Below are 20,991 nucleotides of genomic sequence, written 5' to 3' on the forward strand. Positions count from 1 at the left end.
TAGCGGCCACACCATACAGTCCGAAATGAGACTGCAGCGGTACACAGATTGCAAAAAACACAATCATAATTAACAGAAAAAATGCGGCTCCGTGCCACGGTTTTAAAGTTTTCTCTCGCATAGTTTATTCTCCCTTTTTCAGCTGGAGCAGCTGTTCTGCAAGGGTTTTGGCGGACTTTTTCCGGGTGATCTCCATGATGCCGAGAGCGGTTACATCCACAACTACAGTCTGCATCGGGTCTGATCTGACCAGTGAACCCATGTATTGGAGCAATTCAGACTGATCATTGGTATTTTTCATATTAATAAAGTCAACCAGAATCATACCAGACAGATTACGAAGCCGGAGCTGCCTTGCAATTTCCAGGGCCGCTTCCCGGTTGATCTGTTTATAATTTTCTTCTGCATCTTTTTTACTGCTGTGTTTACCGGTGTTGACATCGATGGCAACAAAGGCTTCTGTCTGCTGAATTATCAGAAATCCACCGGATTTTAACCAGATTTTCTCCTGAAGTGCCTGATCAAGCTCCCGTTCAAGATTATATAGTCTTGCAAGCGGCAGCAGGGAATCTTCGTAATATTCAATTGCACACATCGATGCAACCGGAATATCCTGACGGGAAACACATAGTTCTTCATACAGCGTCTTCTGGTCCGTGATGATTTTTTCTGTTTCTTTCCAGTGCACATCTTTCAGAATGGATGCAGTGATCGATTCTCCTTTGGAAAGCTTCGTATAGCACGGTGTGTGCAGTGCTTTCTGATACAGCTGTGTAAACTGCGTTTCCAGTGACCGCAGTTCTTCCTTCAACTCTTCCGCGGAAGCCAGCGCACCATTGGTTCGAAGAATGATGCCGTAAGAGCAGTCTTCCGGCATCAGCTCTTCGAGAAACTCTTTTAACTTTTCCCGCTTTCCGGATGGAATCTTCGCGGAAATACCGAGTGTGCGGTTTCCGGTCGTGAGCACCAGATATTTTCCGGTAAAATTCAGGTTTGAAGAGACGCAGGGGGCTTTGGTTTTTATCGCTTCTCGGGTAACCTGCACCAGAAGTTCGTCGCCGGCTCGTAATTCTGATGCTTTCTTCGGCATTGTGTAGAGAAAATTAGATTCCTTCGTATAAGGGAAATAACAGCTGGTGCGGTTTTCAATTTCCACAAAAGCTCCTTTGATATCCGGGAGAATTTTCTGGACTTTTCCCACATGGATACTTCCGAGCAGACGTTCTCCCCTGGGGTCTTCCAGACAGATTCGGCTGATTTTTCCGTTTGACTGCCAGGCAGCTACCCGGCAGTCTGTTCCGTGATAACAGAGAGTGGTAATGATAACACGTTCCATTTTATACAATCACATCTCCCAACGCTTCCAGGGATACCAGCTGTGGGATCTCCTCTTCACCGCGGTCGGCATAGACTTCTTCCCGGTGGATCATCAGTGCAAATGGTTCCAGTTCGATTCCGAGAAATTTTGCGAATGCTTCCATCACTAATTCCGGTTTCAGGTTGTGAACACTTCCCTGGGAAAGCTGCATCCAGACTTTGTCACCGCGCAGTTCCAGTTTGTAGATCCACGGTTTGATATCGGTGATTTTCTCGCTTCGTTTTGTCTTTCTGAGGATCTCGATGCTATCCTGTGCAAAAAATGCTTCCAGCTGTCCGTTTTTCCACTCGACAGAGGGTTCTTTTCCCTCGCGGAATGCTACGGTATAATCAGCTGCTGCCACCAATGACATGCAGGCACTTGCTTTTCCGTCCGGGATCTGGCGGACACTGATCACTTTCATTCCCTCTGCCATTGTTGCATTTAACCGGTTCTCCATCTCTTTGGAAGACAGGGAATCGTCCGTCAGTTCCATATCAAAGTATTCCCCGGCACTGGTGACACCAACGCCGAGAGGGGCCGCAAACGACATGATCATATGTGGAGAAAATCCGCCTGAGAAAGCGATCGGAATATTGGCTCTTCGGATGGCTTTCTGAAAATAACGCATGATATCCAGATGTCCGATGAATTTCATGGCACCTTCTTTGGAAAATTTAACTCTTACTTTCAACACATACACCTCCCTGATATTTTGCTGCACCACAGCCGGAACACTGCATACGGCAGTTCGGCGTTACGGTTTCTTCATGGGCACGTTTCCATTCACGTAACAGGAATTTCTTAGTGACACCGATATGAATGAAATCCCATGGGAAGATCTCATCATCACTTCGTTCTCTGATGGTATAAAAATCAGTATCGATACCACACTCGGCAAATGCCTCTTTCCAGTATTCCGGATGGTAATACTCTGACCAGGCATCAAAGAGCGCACCGTGTTCGTAAGCTTTCAGTATCGCATCCCCGACCTTACGGTCACCACGAGCCAGGATACCCTCCAGAACAGTAACATCGGCTTCGTGCCAGTTGTAGCGGATACTTTTCTGATTCAGCTGTGCATGGATCTCTTCACGGACGATTCTTGCACGATCAAGGAATTCTTCTTCCCGGCACATTGGAGCCCACTGGAATGGGGTAAATGGCTTTGGAACAAAGAAAGAAGTACTTGCTGTGATCTGACATTTTCCGTTTCGCTGATCTTTTGGGATCTCGTAGTAACGTTCCGCGATTTCTTCACAAAGATGAGCGATACCTTTCATATCATCCTCGGTTTCGGTAGGAAGTCCGAGCATAAAATACAGTTTCACTTTATTCCAGCCGCCCTCAAAAGCTTTTCCGGCACCTTCCAGAATCACTTCCCGGGTCAGACCTTTGTTGATCACATCACGCAGTCTCTGGGAACCGGCTTCCGGTGCAAATGTCAGGCTGCTCTTTTTGATATCCTGTACTTTCTTCATAACATCCAGGGAGAACGCATCAATTCGAAGAGATGGAAGGGAAATATTTACGCCTCGTCTGTCACATTCTTCCATCAGGAAATTCACCAGTTCCGGGAGCTGTGAATAGTCACTGGAACTTAAAGAACTCAGAGAAATCTCTTCGTGTCCGGTGGCATCCAGCATCTCAACGGCTTTCTGCTTTAAGAAATCCACATCACGCTCTCTGGTCGGACGGTAGAGCATACCTGCCTGACAGAAACGGCATCCGCGGATACAGCCACGCTGGATCTCCAGAACCACACGATCCTGTGTGGCCTTGATAAATGGAACAACCGGAGCTTTTGGATAATACGTGTCTGTAATATCCATAACAATCTGTTTTTCGACAGATGCAGGAACGGATGCATCAGTTGGGGTGAAAGAAGCGATGGTTCCGTCTTCTTTATAACAGACCTCATACAATGCCGGTACATACAGTCCCGGAATCTGTGCCGCTTTCTTTAAAAATTCCATACGGCTGCTGCCTTTCGCCCGTTCTTCTTTATACAGATCCATCAGCTGGAAATATACCGTCTCACCTTCTCCGATATAGAAAATATCAAAGAACTGCGCCAGCGGCTCCGGATTGTAGGTACAAGGACCGCCACCGATCACGATCGGATCATCCCAGGTCCTCTTTTCGGCCAGCAGGGGAATTCCGGACAGATCCAGGATCTGTAAAATATTGGTATAACACATCTCATACTGGATCGTGATACCAAGGAAATCAAAATCCTTCACCGGATCCTGAGATTCCAGTGCGAACAACGGGATTTTTTTGTCGCGCATCACTTTGTCCATATCCGGCCACGGGGAATACACTCTTTCACACCAGATATCGTCACGCTGGTTAAACATATCATATAAGATCTGTATTCCGAGATGGGACATTCCTATTTCGTAGACATCCGGGAAACACATGGCAAACCGGACCGCAACTTCCGATTTGTCTTTCATCACTGCATTGACCTCATTGCCGATATATCGGGCCGGCTTCTCGATGGTCAGCAGGATTTCATCGTCTAAAGCTAATTTTCTCATATTTATTTGCTTTTCCTCTTTTCAATATAAATAGAATTTTCTGTATGCCATCACCGAAGGTGATTTTAAACGCATTTTGCCTCGTAACTATGAAGGTACGGAATAGTTACGTTTTTGTAACATAAGAACGACACGGCATAAAAACCGCATCATAAATAAAGATATACTATCCGGGAGGAGTTTGCAAGAGAAATGTTTGAATATTTTATGATTACGACCCCAAAGTACTGCTCACTCTGTTCTCAGTAACTAAAAAAGGTCCACCGGACCTTTTTATCGTATGCTTGGCAACGCAAAAAGCAGAACATCGTGTTCGGACATTCTGCTTCCGGCATATCTTCATATTGCATGGTATATTTATATTTGGCTGCTCCGGCAACAGACTTCCCATGGTTCTGTATCGAAAATATACCTTTGCTGTTTCATATATTCTTTTTTTATATAAACTTTAATATGATCTTCAAGGATTGATCTGTATTCCATATTTATCCAGATCGACCTTCCCGTCAACCACTTCCACCCCATCTTCTTCCAGAAGCTGAGCCTGTACCTGCTCACCGCCAAAAGCGAATGCTCCGGCGAGTTCTCCTTTGGCGTTGACGACACGGAAACAGGGAATGTGTTCCGGATCCGGGTTCTTGTGAAGGGCATTTCCCACAGCTCTTGCCATCTTCGGTTCACCTGCCATGGCTGCAACCTGACCATAGGTTGCCACATGACCTTTCGGAATCTGCTTAACCGCTTCGTAGATTCGTTTGGTCGGACTGTCTGTGACCAGATCATAACTTTCGGCGATCATCCGGCGGATCTCTTTTTCCGGGATCGTTCCGTCCAGAATGATCGTGTTCCAGTGCTCTTTGTTCTGATGATAGCCGGCGATTACCGAATCATAGGCAGAGCGCCAGAAATCTCTCCATTCAGGCGCAACCTTCACATTCAGATTGATAAAACCATTGCGCTCATAGATCCAGAGAAATGCTTTTTTACTTCCACGAACCCGGACAAGCTGCCAGTTGGGATCGTGAAAAGGTTTTTCTTCGTACACGTTGTCAAATGATAAACCGTATGCAAGTGCTTCTTCTCGTGTTGTCATAGTATCTGTTCTCCTAATATTTTTATAAGATATCAAAAGTAATATCGGACAGGAAATGCAAAATTCTTTACACTTCTATTACTTCTTTACCGCACATAAGTAAATTTTCAGGGTATATATCAACCCAATTTTTCCAATACCGATGTTCCTTCCCACTCTCTCACCTTCGGAATATCCATAAGATCTGCAATCGTCGGGGCGAGGTCAAGCAGGGTAAGTCCGTGCAGCTGTACAGCTTTCGGGAATTCTTTTCCGATGAAAAACATCGGGATCGTCATATCTTCCGGGATATTTTCGCCGTGTCCCCGGTCGTGGCCACCGTGGTCAGCGGTGATCACGATGGTGTATCGGTCATGGACAGCTTCGTAGACCTGCTGGACGCAGGAAAATGCATTATTTACCCGGTGCATATATTCCGATGTCATCCAGCCGTGGTCGTGACCGCCTTTGTCGTCCGTTTCCACCAGATATAGATATACAAAATCCGGCTCTTTCCGTTCAATCAGGGAAAGGGCTTCCTGCGTGAGCAGCAGATCTGAATTATCCTCTTCGTATTCATTGACAAAGAGAGAGTATTTCATATTTCCGGATGTCCATACATGACGCATTGGTTCCCAGCCATAGAAAGCAGCGCAGGTTTTATCCGCACGCTCCAGCTGCTCTGCCAGTCCGCGGATCGGTCGTACCGGCGGCATGTAGTCGTTGGTGATAATCCCGTGGCGGGTGGGCGGGACACTGTAAAAGATCGAGGTGTGCGCCGGAAGGGTAACCGGTGGCACAACAGAACTTGCATCCGGAGAATAGCATCCGTTTTCTCTCAGTGTGTTTACAAAAGGATGTCCGCAGGTTTCCACGGCATCCGGTCTGAGCCCGTCGATGGAGATCAGAATTACTTTTTTATCCATATGTGAAATTCCCCCGTATATACAAAGATTTTGATACCGGCTGATTCTGTACTAGAGCCTTTTTCAGACACACTCTAGAAAGCCGGATATCATCATATACTCAGTATAGAATTTCATTCACATCATGTAAAGAGATTATTATCTGATTTTCTGTGGATTTTTCAACGGTTCGGAATTACCGGCTGATTGCGCGATGATCTCAAGCGGCAGCATACGGATTTCTTCGTATGTCCTTTCCTGGCAGGACGGATCCATGGGGAAATCTGTATTTTCTTCTACAGTCTCTACGGTGATCGCAGGCTTATGCAGCAGTTCGGAATAATAATTGACTGGACTTCCGCCGTTTAAGCGGGACAGGTATTCCTCTTCCTGTTTACCAAGAGAATAATTGGATAATTTCTGCATATAACGCGCCAGCTTGTGGTTACGCTGATTATAGGAAAATGGCATTGCCTGCCTGTAATAATAGATAATGCGCCCTCTGGAATGAAAATCGAGGTAGCCGATGGTATCCCACTGTTCGAAGACACGGATCAACGTTTGCGTTTCCTGCTCGCTGGCGGGATATTCGCCGAACTGCTGCTGGATATAGGATTTACATGGAAAATTCCGGTTAATATCGACTGCTCTGGCATTGTATTTCCAGTAGGGCCAGTCCACACCGCGCATCTTACATGCCTGACGGAGAATGGGATTGCGGATGGCACTGAAACTTTCGGTGGCAATGACATAACCGTCCGGGTTGACAATGGGAAGAAAACAGATGGAACAGTGGTTGAGCAATTCCCGCACCGGATAATTCCCCATATATGAGTTATCCTGATATGCCTGACAATATTCCTGTGCCATCCGGGTCAGAAGTACCGGATTGATGGATTCTTTTCCATGGATACCGGCTGTCAGGATCAGTGTATCCAGTCCCGATCCGACACGGAGCATCGGAATTGGTCGTTCATCATGGCTCTCCCCTACTTTTTTGTAAATCGTGGATTCCGGGTACTGCGTTCCGGATTCCTGCAGATTGCGGAGGAGTTCTTCATAAGTATAGGATTGATTTAACGTAATCATACAGACCTCCCTGTGTCAATAATAAAGCAGCTATTCAGTAGGTAGTATTCCGCGAGGTGTTTTGGCATGTTTTTGACAAAATCCCGAGACGTACAAGGTAAAAATCCATTACCGAAGGTGATTAGAAATGCATTTTGACTCGTAACTGTGAGGGTACTGAATAGTTGCATGATACATAAGAACTTCGGGAAATATAGTCCCTTTTATGTATATATGCGGAAGATCGTATTTTAGAACCAGAGAGAAAAACAGATAAGACAAAAAATGCACAAATAAAGCTGTCGTTCAAAACAGCAAATTTGAACGACAGCTTTATTTGTGCTTTACGTGGAATTCTTATGGACGAACCTGACCGTTTCCATAGATAATATATTTTGTGGTTGTCAGGGCAAGCAGACCCATCGGTCCTCTTGCATGAAGTTTTTGTGTGCTGATTCCGATTTCCGCACCGAAACCAAATTCAAATCCATCTGTGAATCTGGTGGATGCGTTGACGTATACACAGGCGGCGTCTACTTCATCGAGAAATTTCTGTGAGTTCGTGTAGCTTTCTGTGATAATTGCTTCTGAATGACCTGTGTTGTAACGGTTGATATGGGCGATTGCTTCGTCCACGGAATCTACGGTTTTCATGGAAATCACATAATCCAGATATTCTTTTCCCCAATCCTCTTCTGTTGCGGTGACAGCATCGGGAACCAGTTCGCAGACCTCCTGATCGCCGCGGATCTCCACGTGTTTTTCCTGTAAGCGTGCAGCAAGAACCGGAAGCAGTTTATCCTTTACCTCTCTGTGGATCAGAAGAGACTCACAGGCGTTACATACACCTACCCTCTGCGTTTTGGCGTTGATAATGATATCCACAGCCATAGACAGATCTGCGGAGGCATCGACAAAGATATGGCAGTTGCCTGTACCGGTTTCAATGACCGGGATCGTGCTGTTTTCCACAACGGCGCGGATCAGACCGGCACCTCCTCGCGGGATCAGAACATCCACATACTGGTTCAGTTTCATGAATGCAGCGGTAGTCTCTCTGGAGGTATCTTCGATGAGAAGCAGAGCATCCGGGTTCACGTTTGCTTCCGACAGTGTGCGGCGGATGCAGGTTACGATCGCCTGGATAGAATGAAACGCATCACTTCCACCCTTTAAGATCACAACATTGCCGGTCTTAAAACAAAGACCGAATGCATCGGCAGTTACATTTGGACGGGCCTCATAGATAATACCGACAACACCGAGGGGTACACGTTTCTGACCGATACGAAGACCGTTGGGACGCTGTTTCATGCCGAGCACTTCGCCGATGGGATCATTGAGAGCGGCAATCTGATACAGACCTTCTGCGATCTGTGCGATGCGATCTTCCGTTAATAAAAGCCGGTCCAGAAGTCCCTGGGACATGCCATTTGTCCGGCCTTTTTCCATATCCTTTTCATTGGCAGCCAGGATCTCAGCTGCATGGAGCTTCAGATCGTCGGCAGATTTTCTTAGAATCTGATTTTTTTCTTCACTTTTGAGATGTTGCAGATCCGGTTTTGCGGCCTGCGCCCGTTTCCCGATATTATCCAGGTATTCCATATGTATTCTCCCTTCTGTAAGTTCCTGCCTGGCAGTACTTACCGGTAAATTGTTTTCTCTGTGATTACCACATCCGGCAGCAGATCAGTCGGTTCGGTGGGAACTTCCTCCATCATCTGGAATTCGAATGCCAGTGCTGCGGTAAAATGACTGGTGTGTTTGCTCAGATACCGGTCATAAAAACCTCCGCCGTATCCTACCCGGTGGCGCTGATTGTCGAAGGCGACTCCTGGCATTATCATCAGTCCATCCTCTCCGTCTGCAACCGGAAGACTTGTTTTCGGTTCGCGGATACCAAAATATCCCGGTTCCAGATCCTCTGGCTGTGAGATCTGATAAAAGATCATATCTTCTCCGACAACTTTCGGAGCAGCCACTTTTTTCCCAAGACGGAACGCTTCTTTGATAATTCCGTCTGTCATAACTTCGTTTTTACAGTCTATGTACAGATAGATCCAGTCGCTTTCCTGGAAAGCAGGAAGTGAGAAAAGTTTCTGCCAGATCTTTGCACTGTTTTTACAGATAGATGCCGGATCCGTTTCTTTTCTGCGTCGGAAAATTTCTTTTCTAATGGCTTTCTTTGCTTCCATATTTTTCTCCCAGATTGGTGATGCTTCCGTCTTTTTCCTGGATGTTGATGTTATCCAGCTGAGAACGGAGGTTCATACGTACGCTTGCGATGAATTCTTTTCGAAGTTTATGCTGTTCTTTTTTTTCTTCCGGTGTCAGTTCCTGTGTTTTTGCCTTTCTGGCAAGTTCGTTGATACGGTCAATTCCTTTTTGATCCATGTTTCTGTTCTCCTTTTACAGTATCCGTTCCAGAAAATCCAGAACGTAAAAATCATTTTTCTTATGGGACAGGAATAGGGTTCCATAAGGGCGTCCCTGTATGATCTTATGGATGACATGAAAGTCGGCACCGTTGGCGATGATCATATCAGTTCCGGCGGCACTCGCGATCTCGGCAGCAGTCAGTTTGGTTGCCATTCCACCGGTTCCTACGTTGCTTCCGGTACTTCCCTTTCCCATGGACAGCAGATGCTCATCCAGTTCTTCTACCACATCGATGAAAGTTGCTTCTGGATTTTTATGGGGATCATCGGTAAACAGCCCGTCAATATCTGAGAGAAGAATCAGAAGATCGGCACCTACCATAGCGGAAACCACTGCTGATAACGTGTCATTATCACCGAATTCAATTTCATAGGTAGATATGGTATCATTTTCATTTACGATGGGGATCGCTCCCATACGTAAGAGTTCTTCGAATGTATTTTTTGCATTTAATCGGTTCAGATTATTCAGAATCGTATGTTTGGTCATCAGAATCTGGCTGGCAACCTGGTTATATTCTGCGAATAATTTCTGATAGATCATCATGAGCTTTGCCTGCCCGATGGCTGCACATGCCTGCTTTTGTGCCATGCGCGATGGTTTTCTGTCATAACCCATAGTTTTACTTCCTACCATGATGGCACCGGAAGAAACCAGGATTACGTCTTTTCCCTGATTCCTCAGATCGCTGATTTCCCGAACCAGAACTTCCAGTTTGATCAGATCCAGATAGCCGGTATCCGGGTGAGTCAGGGAAGAAGAACCGATCTTGATGACGATACGTTTTTTATTTTTCAGTTTTTCACGAAATGTTGTGTTCATTCGTTTTTATCTCCTGCCTGTTTTACTGACATATTGGGATTGCTGGTGCAACCGCAATAATCTATATCATTGTACCGCACCAACGGAGAAAGTTCCAGTATTTTTTTAGCTGGAATAATTTTCGAGAAAACTGTAGAGTTCCTGACGTGAGTTTAGCCGATATTCCTCCTGGATTTTTTCACGGACAGACATCGGAAGACTCTCTTCGGAAATCTCCGTGGCCTCGTAGACAGAACCGTCCGGATGCTGGATAACAACCTTTCCGTCCACGATACGAACCAGATAAGAGGGCTGCAGAATCTGTTCTGTTTCCCGCAGCTGAGATGGCTGTATCTCTGAGGTATCGGAGCTTCCAAGCTGGTAGCTGAAATAGTATCCTGCAGTCAAAAGAAAAAGACAGGAACAGACGATTAATACGTAAGAGAATCGGCGCATATAGAACACTCCTTTTTCTTACAGTATCAGCGAATGATTCCTGTCTTATTCATAAATTTCAGCGTTTATTCAGTAAAAATAATCATTTTAATATTCAGTATCCGATGCTGCAGCTTCTTCTGCTGCTGCCTGTGCTTCACTGTCTTGTGTATCTGTGGAGGAAGCAGAGCTGTCATCGGAACCAAGAATCTCCACACGGTTTGCGTAAGTATCCTGAATAATACATACCCAGGTCTTACCGGTATCCATAGTGATCTGATTACCGTTGGTATCATAGTAGAAGGTAGCTCCCCATGGAGTGTGTTTTTTCCAGGTGATATCGATGGCCTTTCCGTTTACAATATATTTTCCTACATTTGGTTCATCAACGTCGATGTTCAGATAACCGTGTTCATCGTATTTTCTCCAGGAAGAATATTGCAGAATGATGTTTTTATAGGCGATCTGTTCTCCGGTCAGCTGATCAATCTGTTTGTCACCGTACTGGAAACGATAGTACAGTTTGTCTTCCGGATTGTATTCAAACCATGGCTCATTCAGAAAATATCCCGGTTTTACGACATTTGCTTCTGTCTCACCCGGAAGTTCCACTTCATCATCTACGCCGCAGAATGCATAACCAGGCTGGAAGTCCTCAGCGTATTCCTGACTGTAGCCGTTGATCTCGATACCTTTCTGGATACCTTCAAAACTTGTATAAGCGTTGTGCGGAGATTTTCTGTCAGTGGTACGATAAAATACCTGATCACCGTATCCGGCCAGTCCACTGATATTATTTACCTCCGGTAATTCCAGGAAAGGAAGGGCATAAGCAGACTGTCCATAATGCGTATAGATCGCATCAAATCCTGAAGCGTAGAAAATATAATAATCACGGCAGCTTCGTACGGAACCGATCTTTTCCAGATTATCATAATCTTCAAAGATACCCATCAGACGGGTGATTCCACCTTCCACAGGTGCTTCGTATACTACCCCGGCATTGGCAATACCTGCCTGTGGGCAGGCAGGTCTCAGGTTGTTGAGCATAACAGCGACCGGGCGACGTCTTCCGATGGCTTCCGGTACATATTCTCCGGTCAGATAACTTACAACATAGCCATCCGGAATAGGATCTTCTGTGGGTTCCGGTTCTTCAGCAGCCATGGCAGTTGGTTCCGGTGTTACTTCTTCTGTTGCTTCTTCTGTTGGTTCCGGCGTTGCAGTCGGTTCGGCGGAACCAGACTCGTTTTTCTGGCATCCGGTCAGCATGATGCCACCTGCCAGCCCAAGGGCTATGATCAGTTTTGCATATTTTTTCATATGTGATCTCCTTTTCGTTGATAAAATGTAGCTATTCAGCAGGTAATATCCCGTGAGGGTACTGAACAGCTGTTATAAAACTATAATGATACATCCTCATGAGATACATGAATCTCTTCCAATCTGCAGCTGCTGCAGTGCTTTCTCCTGTTTCTGTTCCATGACAATACGTTCCTCATCAACCATATGGTCATACCCCAGAAGATGCAGCATACTGTGAGCAACTAAAAATGCGTATTCTCTTTTCACACTGTGCCCGTATGCTTCTGCCTGTTCCACCGCCTTCGGTATGGAGATCATGATGTCTCCCAGAAGAAGCTCCCCACTTTCCGGATCAAAGCAGCTGTCATCGTCTTCCAGCACAGAATAATCTGCAGGTGCCGGAAAATCAACCATAGGGAAAGACAGCACATCCGTTGCCCGGTCGATCTGACGATATTCCAGATTGGTTTTATGAATCGTTTCGTTATCTGTGAGAACCAGGCAGACCTGTGATTCATAGGGACATCCTTCCTGATCCAGAACGGTTTCCATGACATCTTCTGCGACCTTCAGAAAATCAAAATCAAAGGTCTGTTCCTGTTCATTGGAAAAATCAATACTCATAACTGTTTCCCCTCCGTCGTTGATTTTTCGGTGATGCCGGTTTTTCCGGGTGTTTCTTTTCGTAGGCTTCATAGGCCTGTACAATCTTTTGTACCAGCGGGTGACGGACAACGTCTTTGCTGGTCAGCTGACAGATGGAGATCCCTTCTACTTTCTTCAGCACCTGAAGAGCCATCTCCAGACCGGATTTCTGACCGGAAGGAAGATCTTTCTGAGAAGAATCTCCGGTAATGATCACTTTGGATCCGAATCCGATACGGGTCAGGAACATCTTCATCTGTGCCGGAGTAGTATTCTGCGCCTCATCCAGAATAATAAATGCATTGTCCAGTGTACGACCGCGCATATAAGCGAGGGGGGCAACCTCAATCAGCCCTTTCTCCATATTTTTTGCAAAGCTTTCCGGTCCCATGATCTGATACAGCGCATCATAGAGTGGGCGCAGGTAGGGATCCACCTTACTTTGCAGGTCGCCGGGAAGAAATCCCAGTTTTTCTCCTGCTTCGATGGCAGGACGGGTCAGGATGATTCTTCCCACTTCGTCATTTCGGAATGCTGTGATCGCCATTGCCATGGCAAGGTAGGTTTTACCGGTACCGGCAGGCCCTACGCCGAAAACGATCATATCTTCCCGGATCTTATCCACATATGCTTTCTGTCCCAGCGTTTTTGGCTTGACCGGTCTTCCGTTGATCGTGTGACAGATACAGTCTTTATCCATCTCCACAAGCGGAGCTTCTTTCTCTTCCATGGTCAGTGACAGTGCATAATCCACATTCTGACTCTGAATGGTATTTCCTCTGACAGAAAGCCCCAGCAATTCCCGGATGATCTTTTCCGCTTTCTGCACATTTGGTGCAGGCCCTACGATCTTTAATATGCCGTCACGGGAAATCAGTGTTACCTGTAAGGTGCGTTCGATCTTTTTTATATGTTCGTCAAACTGTCCGAAGATATTTCTTTCATGTTCTGCCGGAATTTCTATCAGCTGTTCGATGATTCTTGCCGCCATTCATCTTGTCCTTTCGTAACTGTTTTTCTTTTAAAATGTCAACATGGACATTCTATCCTTTTATTTTACCACCTTTTTAGTGGAATTGAAGCCCTTTTTATGATTTTTCTGTATTTTCTGTATGTATATTGTTAATGTTCAATGGTAATATCCCGCGAAGCGTGTTACCGGGAACGGAGTGAACAGTAACTGTATATCGCTCCTGTACCGTGAAATATCTCACCGAACACAGCGTGGACAACAGGAAAAATCAGTTTGTTTCGGAAACAGAAGACGTGGAATCCGGAAGTGCTTTCCGGACTATCGGAGTTTTTTCGCTTCCGGGAATCTGTATGATCACATAGCCCTGTGAACGGCATCTGTTTGCAGTGAGTCTGGTACGGATATTCCGGGAAAGAATCAAGGCATCTTCGCGTACGAGATTTTTCAAGAAATTTTGCAGATGTTTTTGTGAAAGTTCCAGAGATTCTTTCGGTGTATAGCAGTAGGATTTTTTTTCATAGGGAACGGTTATGATTTTTCCCACGGTGACTGGCAGGTAAAAACTTGGGGTAAGGGTCAGTCGGCGTTCGATGCGATAAATTTCAGAATTATTTTTTGGGGCATGATACCAGGAGATATCGGTTCCGAAGAATGTAAAAAAAGGATAGCTTTCTTGCTCTCCGGGATAAGATTTTACAGTGACCGTCCGGGAAAATTCATCATAATAAGGAAATTGAGTTTTTATAACGATATCTGCATCCGCACGCACATATTCGTAACGTTGTATCTGACTGTCATTATCCAGGATTGCAACCGAACCAGATACAAGAATATCTCCTTTTTTACAGACATCTCCCGGCTTTACCTGTGGCATTCCCATACGGGTGATGATACTTACTACGGTGCCATTCCACGGAGCGGTAAGATCCCAGCTGGTGAGGGTGTCCGCTAAGGCATCCGTTGGCTGCGGGATTTCGTCATTTTCTCTGATATCAATAATCAGACAGGTTCCCTCAAGCTTTGCAGATACCCAGACAACACCGGGAAAGGCCTGCCGGATTTTCTGCATCAGCTTCTGGCAGTCTACATTTCTCTTTGCCATACCACAGCGGATATCCCATTCGGATAATGTGTCCAGGAGAACAGGTGTGGTATAATAACGGTTTCCTGTGATCTGAATATCCCAGATACGAAGGGAACACACAAATAACAAAATAAAGCCAAGAAATATTCCGAGAAAAAAAGCCTTTCTTTTTCGTGCATGAAGTAAAAAGAAAGGCAGACCGTTTTTAGATAAGATATGGATCCGGGCATCTGTTTTCCGGCGAAATCGGCCAAGACGCAGGAAATCTCTGGCAGAGAGTTCCATTTCATAGAAGGAAGCTTCCTGGGTAAGATTTCGAAGTGGAATCCGATTATGTACACAGAGACTGAAAAACCGATCCGGTGCAGGGCTTTCCAGACGAATGCGAACGTAGCCGCGGATATATTTTTTTATAGAATCCAAGAACGTACCTCCCGATCGTCGCAGTCAGATTTCATACAAAACAGATGTGATCTGTCCTGTTACTTTCATCTCAAGTTCTGTGTAGTAAAGAACGCTGAGGGAAACTCCCTGAATGCGTATTCTTCCATTTGCGGTCAGTACTAAAAGATGATCGGAACGGTATTCCAGGATACTTCGGTAATTTTCCAGAAGAATCTCCCGTTCACCAATCAGTGTGATGATACATCCATGATATGCCAGATCGCCGGGAAGTTCCAGCAGATCAGCCAGACACTCTCTCACTGTTGTTATTTTTATTTTTTTCACAGAATGCTCCCGGTGTTTATTATTCAGTTTATGAGAATTCGCCGATCTTTATGCTTCCCGGAGAAAAATCAGTGAGAACCAGAGAACCATCTGTTCTCCCATATAATAATCCATGTGATTTTCTTCGATATTTTTGGTCAACAGGATCCCATGACTTTCAATACAAGGATGCATCAGATCCGGGTGGTTACAGGATTTTTTTGGATATGTGCATTTCTCACAGATGGAACAGGAATCCGTGGACAGTGTATAGCATCGCCAGGCATCCTGTTTTAAAAATGCTTCAATTTTTGCAGTGATCTCCTCATGCTCCTGTTTGGTAGCAAGCAGAGCATCCATATTGGAATAATCCGGCACTTCTGCCACAGAAGAAAATAAAAGGGCATGTGTGTACTGCTGGCATCGTTCTCTGCATTTGTCCACAGTTCCTACTGCCGGTGGACATGACCAGGATTTTCCATATCTTGGACATTCCCTCTTACAGATGGTACGTACTTTGTCATTGAATTCAATATCATCAATGGAAAGAAAGGTATACTGATAAATGGGAAATTGTGTAATATAGTTTTCTATTGATTGAAAGTTCATAAATACTCCTTTTTTACTTAAATCATTACGTTCTATTATACCGTCTGTACCGCCAGAATACAAGTGGTGAATACCGGACCGCTCTCTGGCATATACAGTAAAGACAGAAAAAGAAAAGAGTACCTATGAAATATTTAAATTGTATCAAACAATGGCTGCACACAGGAAAAATAATCCGGGAAACAGACTTTCTTACCTGTTGTGTGGTACTGATTGCCTGTTTTTTTGTCGGCGCGGCGATACACTGTCACACAGAACAGGAGCATCTGGAGACTTCCGGACAGATTCTGCATCCTGAGACAGAGAACTGGGGACTTGGTTTTGGGCAGACCGGAGAAAAACCGACAGGAAATGTATCAGCAGAAGAATTGAAAAAATATCATGCCGCCTATATGGATCCAACGGATGAAAAAGTCATCTATCTTACTTTTGATGCCGGATATGAAAATGGTAATACACCGGCGATTCTGGAGGCATTGAAAAAGCATGATGCAAGCGCAACTTTTTTTGTGGTGGGAAATTATCTCGAAACCAGTCCGGAACTCGTTAAGCAAATGGTGGCTGAAGGCCATACTGTAGGAAATCATACCTTCCACCATCCGGAAATGTCAAAAATTTCTGATGCAGCTTCCTTTGAAAAAGAACTAAAGGACGTGGAAACACTCTATCAGAAAATTACAGGAGAAGAACTTACCCGCTTCTACCGTCCACCGCAGGGTAAATATAACACACAAAATCTGCAGATGGCCGGCGATCTTGGATATAAGACATTTTTCTGGAGCCTTGCCTATGTGGATTGGATCCAGGATCAGCAGCCCACAAAAGAAGCTGCCTTTGATAAATTATTAAAACGGATCCATCCGGGAGCAGTCGTACTGCTTCACAGTACTTCTTCTACGAACGCGCAGATTCTGGATGAACTTCTGACAAAATGGGAAGAAATGGGCTATCATTTTGCACCACTGTCGGAACTGGCAGAGAAGATTTAAAGGAAACTGCAAAGATGTTTCAGAGACGGAAGAAGTTGACAGGAGGTATATTCCCGAACGGAAAAAAGATCAGCCGGTTGCTGTCTGCAAAACAACCGGCTGATCTTAGAACTACCCGTTAGATTTCGGTTTACTTGTGATAAGGCTGATTGGTCATGATCCGGTAAGAACGATAGATCTGTTCTAACAGAATTACCCGCATCAGCTGGTGGGGAAAAGTCATTTTTGAAAAACTCAGGGCATAATCGGAACGTTTCACAAGTGCATCACCAAGTCCGATCGAACCACCGATTACAAAACAGATATGGCTCTGTCCCCGGATACCCAGATTTTCCAGCTGACGGGAAAATGCAACAGAATCCAGCATCTTTCCGCCTATTTCAAGGGTGATCACATAATCATCATCCCGGATATATCGCATCAGACGTTCCCCTTCTTTATCCCGGATACTTTTTTCCACTACTTCACTGGCATGGTCCGGTGTTTTTTCATCAGACACTTCGATAATCTCCAGTTTGCAGTACTTGCTGAGACGTTTCGAGTATTCGGCAATGGCATCGCGGAGAAATTTTTCTTTGATCTTTCCTACAGTCAACAATGTAATTTTCATAGATGAATTATATTTCCTTTACATACTCGGATACGCATTCTGACGGCTTGCAAAATATTCACGTTTCAGTTCCAGAAACAGCTCTGCATTTGTCGCCTGAACATATGGGTTGACATAGAAAATTGCCAGCAGTCCACAGGTACACAGGGACAGCAGGGACCATCCGAGAAACGAAAGATCCAGCACAAAGGTATTCCACTTCTGTCCATACATCAGTTCTTTGCTGAGACGGAATGCATCCTGTCTTGTCATGTTCGGGTCGTCTGCCAGAAGGTAGGGAACCATACGGTATTCGTAAGATTTTACGATGCCCGGTACAATCAGAAGCAGAGACCACAGGCCAATAAAAAGTTTCCGTAAAAATAAAGTCAGTACGGTTTTTCCGTACATGCCCTTCTGAAAAGCAAATCCCAGTCGTCCGACCGTTGGCTGATATTCAGAATTTTCCATAAAGAAACGGCAGCCACCGACTTCGAGAGGATTTAGAAGGAAAATCCCAAGTAAGGCACCGACAATCATTGCACTTCCTACGACAACTGCAATGATTCCTTTAATCAGCATACCGGGAATAGAAGTACCGGAGTTGTAATAAAAGTGTCCGATGTCTCCTTCATCAAAGTATTCTGTATAATAAGAATCATCGGAAGTGTCGAAAGAAGTTACCTGATCCCAGCTGTTGGCTACAGCACTTCCGCCACCGCTGACAAATAACATCAGAATAAATGCAACAAGTACGCTGCGCCAGTAGTTTCTCTGAAAGGCTGCTTTGCCTCTCTCTTTCAATTCAAATCTTGTCCACATCATGTTGTTCTCCTTTTTCATGCAAAAGTATCTGTGTTTTGGTTTCATTATAACATGGAATCTATTGACTCACAAGCAGACTGGAAAATATTAAGAGAAAAGAAAGAGTTTACATAATAATATTATGGTAACTTAAAACGTGTTTTGGGAAACGTATCTGGCTGTGAGGATACTGAACAGTTGCAAGCGCATTTTCCTGTAAACTAAAACTGCCGGAAGACTTCTGTATAGAAAATTCTTCCGGCAGTTAAAATCAATCCTGCTTGATTTTATTTTGCTTTGTTTTTGATGAACTCATCGATTCCTTTTGCGGCTGCTTTACCGGCACCCATAGCCAGGATAACAGTAGCTGCACCGGTAACTGCATCACCACCGGCATATACACCTGCTTTGGATGTGGCACCTGTCTCGTCATCAGCAATGATACATTTTCTCTTGTTAATGTCCAGACCAATGGTAGTAGAAGAAATCAGCGGGTTCGGAGAAGTTCCCAGGGACATGATAACAGTATCTACGTCCATCTCAAACTCGGAACCTTCGATGACAACCGGACGTCTTCTTCCGGAAGCATCCGGCTCACCCAGTTCCATACGAACACATTTGATTGCTTTTACCCAGCCTTTTTCGTCTGCAACGATTTCTGTCGGGTTGGTCAGCAGATCGAAAATAACGCCTTCTTCTTTTGCGTGATGTACTTCTTCACGTCTTGCAGGCAGTTCTTCTTCACTTCTTCTGTATACGATATGTACCTCAGCACCAAGACGAAGAGCAGTTCTTGCAGCATCCATAGCTACGTTACCACCGCCGACAACAACAACTTTCTTTCCGGTTACGATCGGTGTGTCGTGGTCATCGCGGAAAGCTTTCATCAGGTTACTTCTTGTCAGGTATTCATTTGCGGAGAAGACACCGTTGGATACTTCACCCGGGATACCCATGAACATCGGCAGACCCGCACCGGATCCGATAAATACTGCTTCGAATCCTTCATTTTCCATCAGTTCATCTACAGTAGTGGATTTACCGATGATAACGTTGGTGTTGATCTTAACACCGAGAGATTTTACATTTTCAACTTCTGCTTTTACAACTTTATCTTTTGGCAGACGGAATTCCGGAATACCATAAACCAGAACACCACCAGCCTGATGCAGTGCTTCAAAGATAGTTACATCGTAACCAAGTTTTGCCAGATCTCCTGCACAGGTCAGACCGGAAGGACCGGAACCGATAACTGCAACTTTATGACCGTTTTTCTCTGCCGGAGCTTCCGGTTTGATACCGTTTTCTTTGGCCCAGTCAGCTACGAAACGCTCCAGTTTACCGATGGATACCGCTTCGCCTTTGATACCACGGATACATTTTCCTTCACACTGTGTTTCCTGTGGACATACACGACCACAGACTGCAGGCAGTGCACTGGACTGTCCGATTACTTTGTATGCTTCTGCAAAGTTACCTTCCTTTACTTCTTTAATGAACGCAGGAATATTGATACTTACCGGACATCCCTGAACACATTTGGCATTTTTACAGGTCAGACATCTGGAAGCCTCTTCCATAGCTTCTTCTTTGTTATATCCAAGACATACTTCATCAAAGTTTGTTGCTCTTACTTTCGGTGCCTGCTCTCTTACAGGTACTTTTTTTAATACGTCACCCATTATTTGTCACCTCCGCACTGTCCGCATCCGCCGTGATGAGTATCACCCTCACGCAGTTTTAATAACGCTCTTCCTTCTTCTGTTTTGTACATCTGCTGTCTCTGCATAGCCAGATTCCAGTCAACCAGATGTCCGTCAAATTCAGGACCGTCTACGCATGCGAATTTTACTTCGTCACCAACGATGACACGACAGGCACCGCACATACCGGTACCGTCTACCATGATCGGGTTCATGGAAACGATAGTAGGAATATTATATTTCTGAGTGGTCAGGCAGCAGAATTTCATCATGATCATCGGTCCGATAGCTACACATTTTGTATAAGTTTTTCCTTCGGCGATCAGATCATCGATTACTTTTGTTACCATGCCACTTCTTCCATAAGATCCGTCATCTGTTGTAATATACAGGTTGCCTGCTACAGCTTCCATCTCTTTTTCCAGAATGATCAGGTCTTTGGTCTTTGCACCAACGATAACATCGGCATCAATACCATGTTCATGCAGCCATTTTACCTGTGGGTAAACCGGCGCAGTACCAACTCCACCTGCTACAAACAAGATTTTTTCCTTTTTCAGTTCTTCTGGATCTTCGTTCACGAATTCGGACGGACATCCCAGAGGTCCTACAAAATCTTCAAATGAATCTCCTGCCTGGAGTTTTGCAAATTTTTCTGTAGATGCTCCGATTGGCTGGAATACAATTGTTACAGTACCAGCTTCTCTGTCGTAATCACAGATTGTCAGAGGAATACGCTCTCCTGCATCGTCCTCTTTTACAATGATAAACTGACCTGGCTGACAGTGTTTTGCTACCATCGGTGCTTCTACAACCATGAGATATACAATCTCATTCAGTTTTTCCGCTTTGATAATTTTGTACATAACATCCTCCTAGTTATTTTTATTTTAACACGGCACAATTTCATAGGGTAACGTGTTATAATCCTCTGTCTATTTTGCCATAAAAATGTAGAAAAA

The 20,991-nt window shown here is 44.9% G+C and carries 22 protein-coding genes; 1 reads left to right on the plus strand and 21 read right to left on the minus strand.

What is annotated here, in order from left to right:
- Positions 1–124: 124 nt before the first annotated feature.
- The 17 genes from MSA64_RS07315 to MSA64_RS07395 form a co-directional block, all read right to left on the minus strand.
- Entirely contained in the window at positions 125–1,336 is a 1,212-nt protein-coding gene (locus MSA64_RS07315; RefSeq protein ID WP_227338092.1) for a ribonuclease E/G, read from the minus strand.
- A gap of 1 nt (position 1,337) precedes the next feature.
- Entirely contained in the window at positions 1,338–2,054 is a 717-nt protein-coding gene (locus tag MSA64_RS07320; RefSeq protein ID WP_334302754.1) for a TIGR03936 family radical SAM-associated protein, read from the minus strand.
- The gene (locus MSA64_RS07325) at positions 2,035–3,900 is read right to left on the minus strand and encodes a TIGR03960 family B12-binding radical SAM protein (protein ID WP_287891167.1); all 1,866 of its coding nucleotides are present in this window, start codon (positions 3,898–3,900) and stop codon (positions 2,035–2,037) included. The genes MSA64_RS07320 and MSA64_RS07325 overlap by 20 nt, the downstream gene beginning before the upstream one ends.
- 460 nt (positions 3,901–4,360) lie before the next feature.
- Entirely contained in the window at positions 4,361–4,993 is a 633-nt protein-coding gene (locus MSA64_RS07330) for a methylated-DNA--[protein]-cysteine S-methyltransferase (RefSeq protein WP_106493014.1), read from the minus strand.
- 119 nt (positions 4,994–5,112) lie between these two features.
- Entirely contained in the window at positions 5,113–5,898 is a 786-nt protein-coding gene (locus MSA64_RS07335; RefSeq protein WP_154431225.1) for an alkaline phosphatase family protein, read from the minus strand.
- A 138-nt stretch (positions 5,899–6,036) separates the two neighbouring features.
- Entirely contained in the window at positions 6,037–6,966 is a 930-nt protein-coding gene (locus MSA64_RS07340) for a M14 family zinc carboxypeptidase (protein WP_287891169.1), read from the minus strand.
- 336 nt (positions 6,967–7,302) lie between these two features.
- Entirely contained in the window at positions 7,303–8,550 is a 1,248-nt protein-coding gene (locus MSA64_RS07345; protein ID WP_287891171.1) for a glutamate-5-semialdehyde dehydrogenase, read from the minus strand.
- Positions 8,551–8,588: 38 nt separating this feature from the next.
- Positions 8,589–9,140, minus strand: coding sequence for a 5-formyltetrahydrofolate cyclo-ligase (locus MSA64_RS07350; protein WP_106493008.1), 552 nt, complete (start codon positions 9,138–9,140; stop codon positions 8,589–8,591).
- Positions 9,118–9,339, minus strand: a complete 222-nt coding sequence (locus tag MSA64_RS07355) for a DUF896 domain-containing protein (protein WP_022172476.1) — start codon at positions 9,337–9,339, stop codon at positions 9,118–9,120. The genes MSA64_RS07350 and MSA64_RS07355 overlap by 23 nt, the downstream gene beginning before the upstream one ends.
- 15 nt (positions 9,340–9,354) lie before the next feature.
- Positions 9,355–10,206, minus strand: a complete 852-nt coding sequence (proB, locus tag MSA64_RS07360) for a glutamate 5-kinase (RefSeq protein ID WP_022172475.1) — start codon at positions 10,204–10,206, stop codon at positions 9,355–9,357.
- Positions 10,207–10,311: 105 nt separating this feature from the next.
- A complete protein-coding gene (locus tag MSA64_RS07365) occupies positions 10,312–10,641 on the minus strand; it encodes a hypothetical protein (protein ID WP_022172474.1) in 330 nt (109 codons plus the stop codon).
- 87 nt (positions 10,642–10,728) lie between these two features.
- A complete protein-coding gene (locus tag MSA64_RS07370; protein WP_287891172.1) occupies positions 10,729–11,943 on the minus strand; it encodes a DUF3048 domain-containing protein in 1,215 nt (404 codons plus the stop codon).
- 96 nt (positions 11,944–12,039) lie between these two features.
- Positions 12,040–12,549 (minus strand): rRNA maturation RNase YbeY, encoded by a 510-nt coding sequence (gene ybeY, locus MSA64_RS07375; protein WP_277663947.1) that lies wholly within the window; start codon positions 12,547–12,549, stop codon positions 12,040–12,042.
- Positions 12,539–13,561: a PhoH family protein gene (locus MSA64_RS07380; protein ID WP_106493006.1), complete on the minus strand. Its 1,023-nt coding sequence runs from the start codon at positions 13,559–13,561 to the stop codon at positions 12,539–12,541. The genes ybeY and MSA64_RS07380 overlap by 11 nt, the downstream gene beginning before the upstream one ends.
- A 250-nt stretch (positions 13,562–13,811) precedes the next feature.
- Positions 13,812–15,050, minus strand: coding sequence for a sporulation protein YqfD (locus MSA64_RS07385; protein WP_205839883.1), 1,239 nt, complete (start codon positions 15,048–15,050; stop codon positions 13,812–13,814).
- Between the two features lie 24 nt (positions 15,051–15,074).
- Entirely contained in the window at positions 15,075–15,356 is a 282-nt protein-coding gene (locus tag MSA64_RS07390; RefSeq protein WP_022172469.1) for a YabP/YqfC family sporulation protein, read from the minus strand.
- Between the two features lie 48 nt (positions 15,357–15,404).
- Entirely contained in the window at positions 15,405–15,944 is a 540-nt protein-coding gene (locus MSA64_RS07395) for a DUF2284 domain-containing protein (RefSeq protein WP_022172468.1), read from the minus strand.
- Positions 15,945–16,069: 125 nt separating this feature from the next.
- Here MSA64_RS07395 and MSA64_RS07400 point away from each other — a divergent pair, with 125 nt between their 5' ends.
- A complete protein-coding gene (locus MSA64_RS07400; RefSeq protein WP_118577083.1) occupies positions 16,070–16,933 on the plus strand; it encodes a polysaccharide deacetylase family protein in 864 nt (287 codons plus the stop codon).
- Between the two features lie 130 nt (positions 16,934–17,063).
- Here MSA64_RS07400 and rlmH read toward each other — a convergent pair whose 3' ends face one another.
- The 4 genes from rlmH to MSA64_RS07420 form a co-directional block, all read right to left on the minus strand.
- Positions 17,064–17,543, minus strand: coding sequence for a 23S rRNA (pseudouridine(1915)-N(3))-methyltransferase RlmH (gene rlmH, locus MSA64_RS07405; RefSeq protein WP_154431234.1), 480 nt, complete (start codon positions 17,541–17,543; stop codon positions 17,064–17,066).
- Positions 17,544–17,561: 18 nt separating this feature from the next.
- Complete coding sequence (locus tag MSA64_RS07410; protein WP_235904320.1) at positions 17,562–18,347, minus strand: DUF975 family protein; 786 nt, start codon at positions 18,345–18,347, stop codon at positions 17,562–17,564.
- A 266-nt stretch (positions 18,348–18,613) separates the two neighbouring features.
- Positions 18,614–20,008 (minus strand): NADPH-dependent glutamate synthase, encoded by a 1,395-nt coding sequence (gene gltA / locus MSA64_RS07415; protein WP_106492999.1) that lies wholly within the window; start codon positions 20,006–20,008, stop codon positions 18,614–18,616.
- Positions 20,008–20,895, minus strand: a complete 888-nt coding sequence (locus tag MSA64_RS07420; protein WP_022172463.1) for a sulfide/dihydroorotate dehydrogenase-like FAD/NAD-binding protein — start codon at positions 20,893–20,895, stop codon at positions 20,008–20,010. The genes gltA and MSA64_RS07420 overlap by 1 nt, the downstream gene beginning before the upstream one ends.
- Between the last annotated feature and the right edge of the window lie 96 nt (positions 20,896–20,991).

This window comes from Oliverpabstia sp. (assembly GCF_022785585.1).
GTDB lineage: Bacteria > Bacillota > Clostridia > Lachnospirales > Lachnospiraceae > Oliverpabstia > Oliverpabstia intestinalis.

Excerpts from the sequence above, each read along its gene's own strand:
- MSA64_RS07365 (WP_022172474.1), bottom strand. The coding sequence starts at position 10,641 with ATGCGCCGATTCTCTTACGTATTAATCGTCTGTTCCTGTCTTTTTCTT.
- MSA64_RS07330 (WP_106493014.1), bottom strand. The coding sequence starts at position 4,993 with ATGACAACACGAGAAGAAGCACTTGCATACGGTTTATCATTTGACAAC.
- MSA64_RS07420 (WP_022172463.1), bottom strand. The coding sequence starts at position 20,895 with ATGTACAAAATTATCAAAGCGGAAAAACTGAATGAGATTGTATATCTC.
- MSA64_RS07400 (WP_118577083.1), top strand. The coding sequence starts at position 16,070 with ATGAAATATTTAAATTGTATCAAACAATGGCTGCACACAGGAAAAATA.
- MSA64_RS07355 (WP_022172476.1), bottom strand. The coding sequence starts at position 9,339 with ATGGATCAAAAAGGAATTGACCGTATCAACGAACTTGCCAGAAAGGCA.
- MSA64_RS07325 (WP_287891167.1), bottom strand. The coding sequence starts at position 3,900 with ATGAGAAAATTAGCTTTAGACGATGAAATCCTGCTGACCATCGAGAAG.
- MSA64_RS07340 (WP_287891169.1), bottom strand. The coding sequence starts at position 6,966 with ATGATTACGTTAAATCAATCCTATACTTATGAAGAACTCCTCCGCAAT.
- MSA64_RS07350 (WP_106493008.1), bottom strand. The coding sequence starts at position 9,140 with ATGGAAGCAAAGAAAGCCATTAGAAAAGAAATTTTCCGACGCAGAAAA.
- MSA64_RS07395 (WP_022172468.1), bottom strand. The coding sequence starts at position 15,944 with ATGAACTTTCAATCAATAGAAAACTATATTACACAATTTCCCATTTAT.
- MSA64_RS07315 (WP_227338092.1), bottom strand. The coding sequence starts at position 1,336 with ATGGAACGTGTTATCATTACCACTCTCTGTTATCACGGAACAGACTGC.
- MSA64_RS07410 (WP_235904320.1), bottom strand. The coding sequence starts at position 18,347 with ATGATGTGGACAAGATTTGAATTGAAAGAGAGAGGCAAAGCAGCCTTT.
- rlmH (WP_154431234.1), bottom strand. The coding sequence starts at position 17,543 with ATGAAAATTACATTGTTGACTGTAGGAAAGATCAAAGAAAAATTTCTC.
- MSA64_RS07380 (WP_106493006.1), bottom strand. The coding sequence starts at position 13,561 with ATGGCGGCAAGAATCATCGAACAGCTGATAGAAATTCCGGCAGAACAT.
- proB (WP_022172475.1), bottom strand. The coding sequence starts at position 10,206 with ATGAACACAACATTTCGTGAAAAACTGAAAAATAAAAAACGTATCGTC.
- gltA (WP_106492999.1), bottom strand. The coding sequence starts at position 20,008 with ATGGGTGACGTATTAAAAAAAGTACCTGTAAGAGAGCAGGCACCGAAA.
- MSA64_RS07370 (WP_287891172.1), bottom strand. The coding sequence starts at position 11,943 with ATGAAAAAATATGCAAAACTGATCATAGCCCTTGGGCTGGCAGGTGGC.
- ybeY (WP_277663947.1), bottom strand. The coding sequence starts at position 12,549 with ATGAGTATTGATTTTTCCAATGAACAGGAACAGACCTTTGATTTTGAT.
- MSA64_RS07345 (WP_287891171.1), bottom strand. The coding sequence starts at position 8,550 with ATGGAATACCTGGATAATATCGGGAAACGGGCGCAGGCCGCAAAACCG.
- MSA64_RS07335 (WP_154431225.1), bottom strand. The coding sequence starts at position 5,898 with ATGGATAAAAAAGTAATTCTGATCTCCATCGACGGGCTCAGACCGGAT.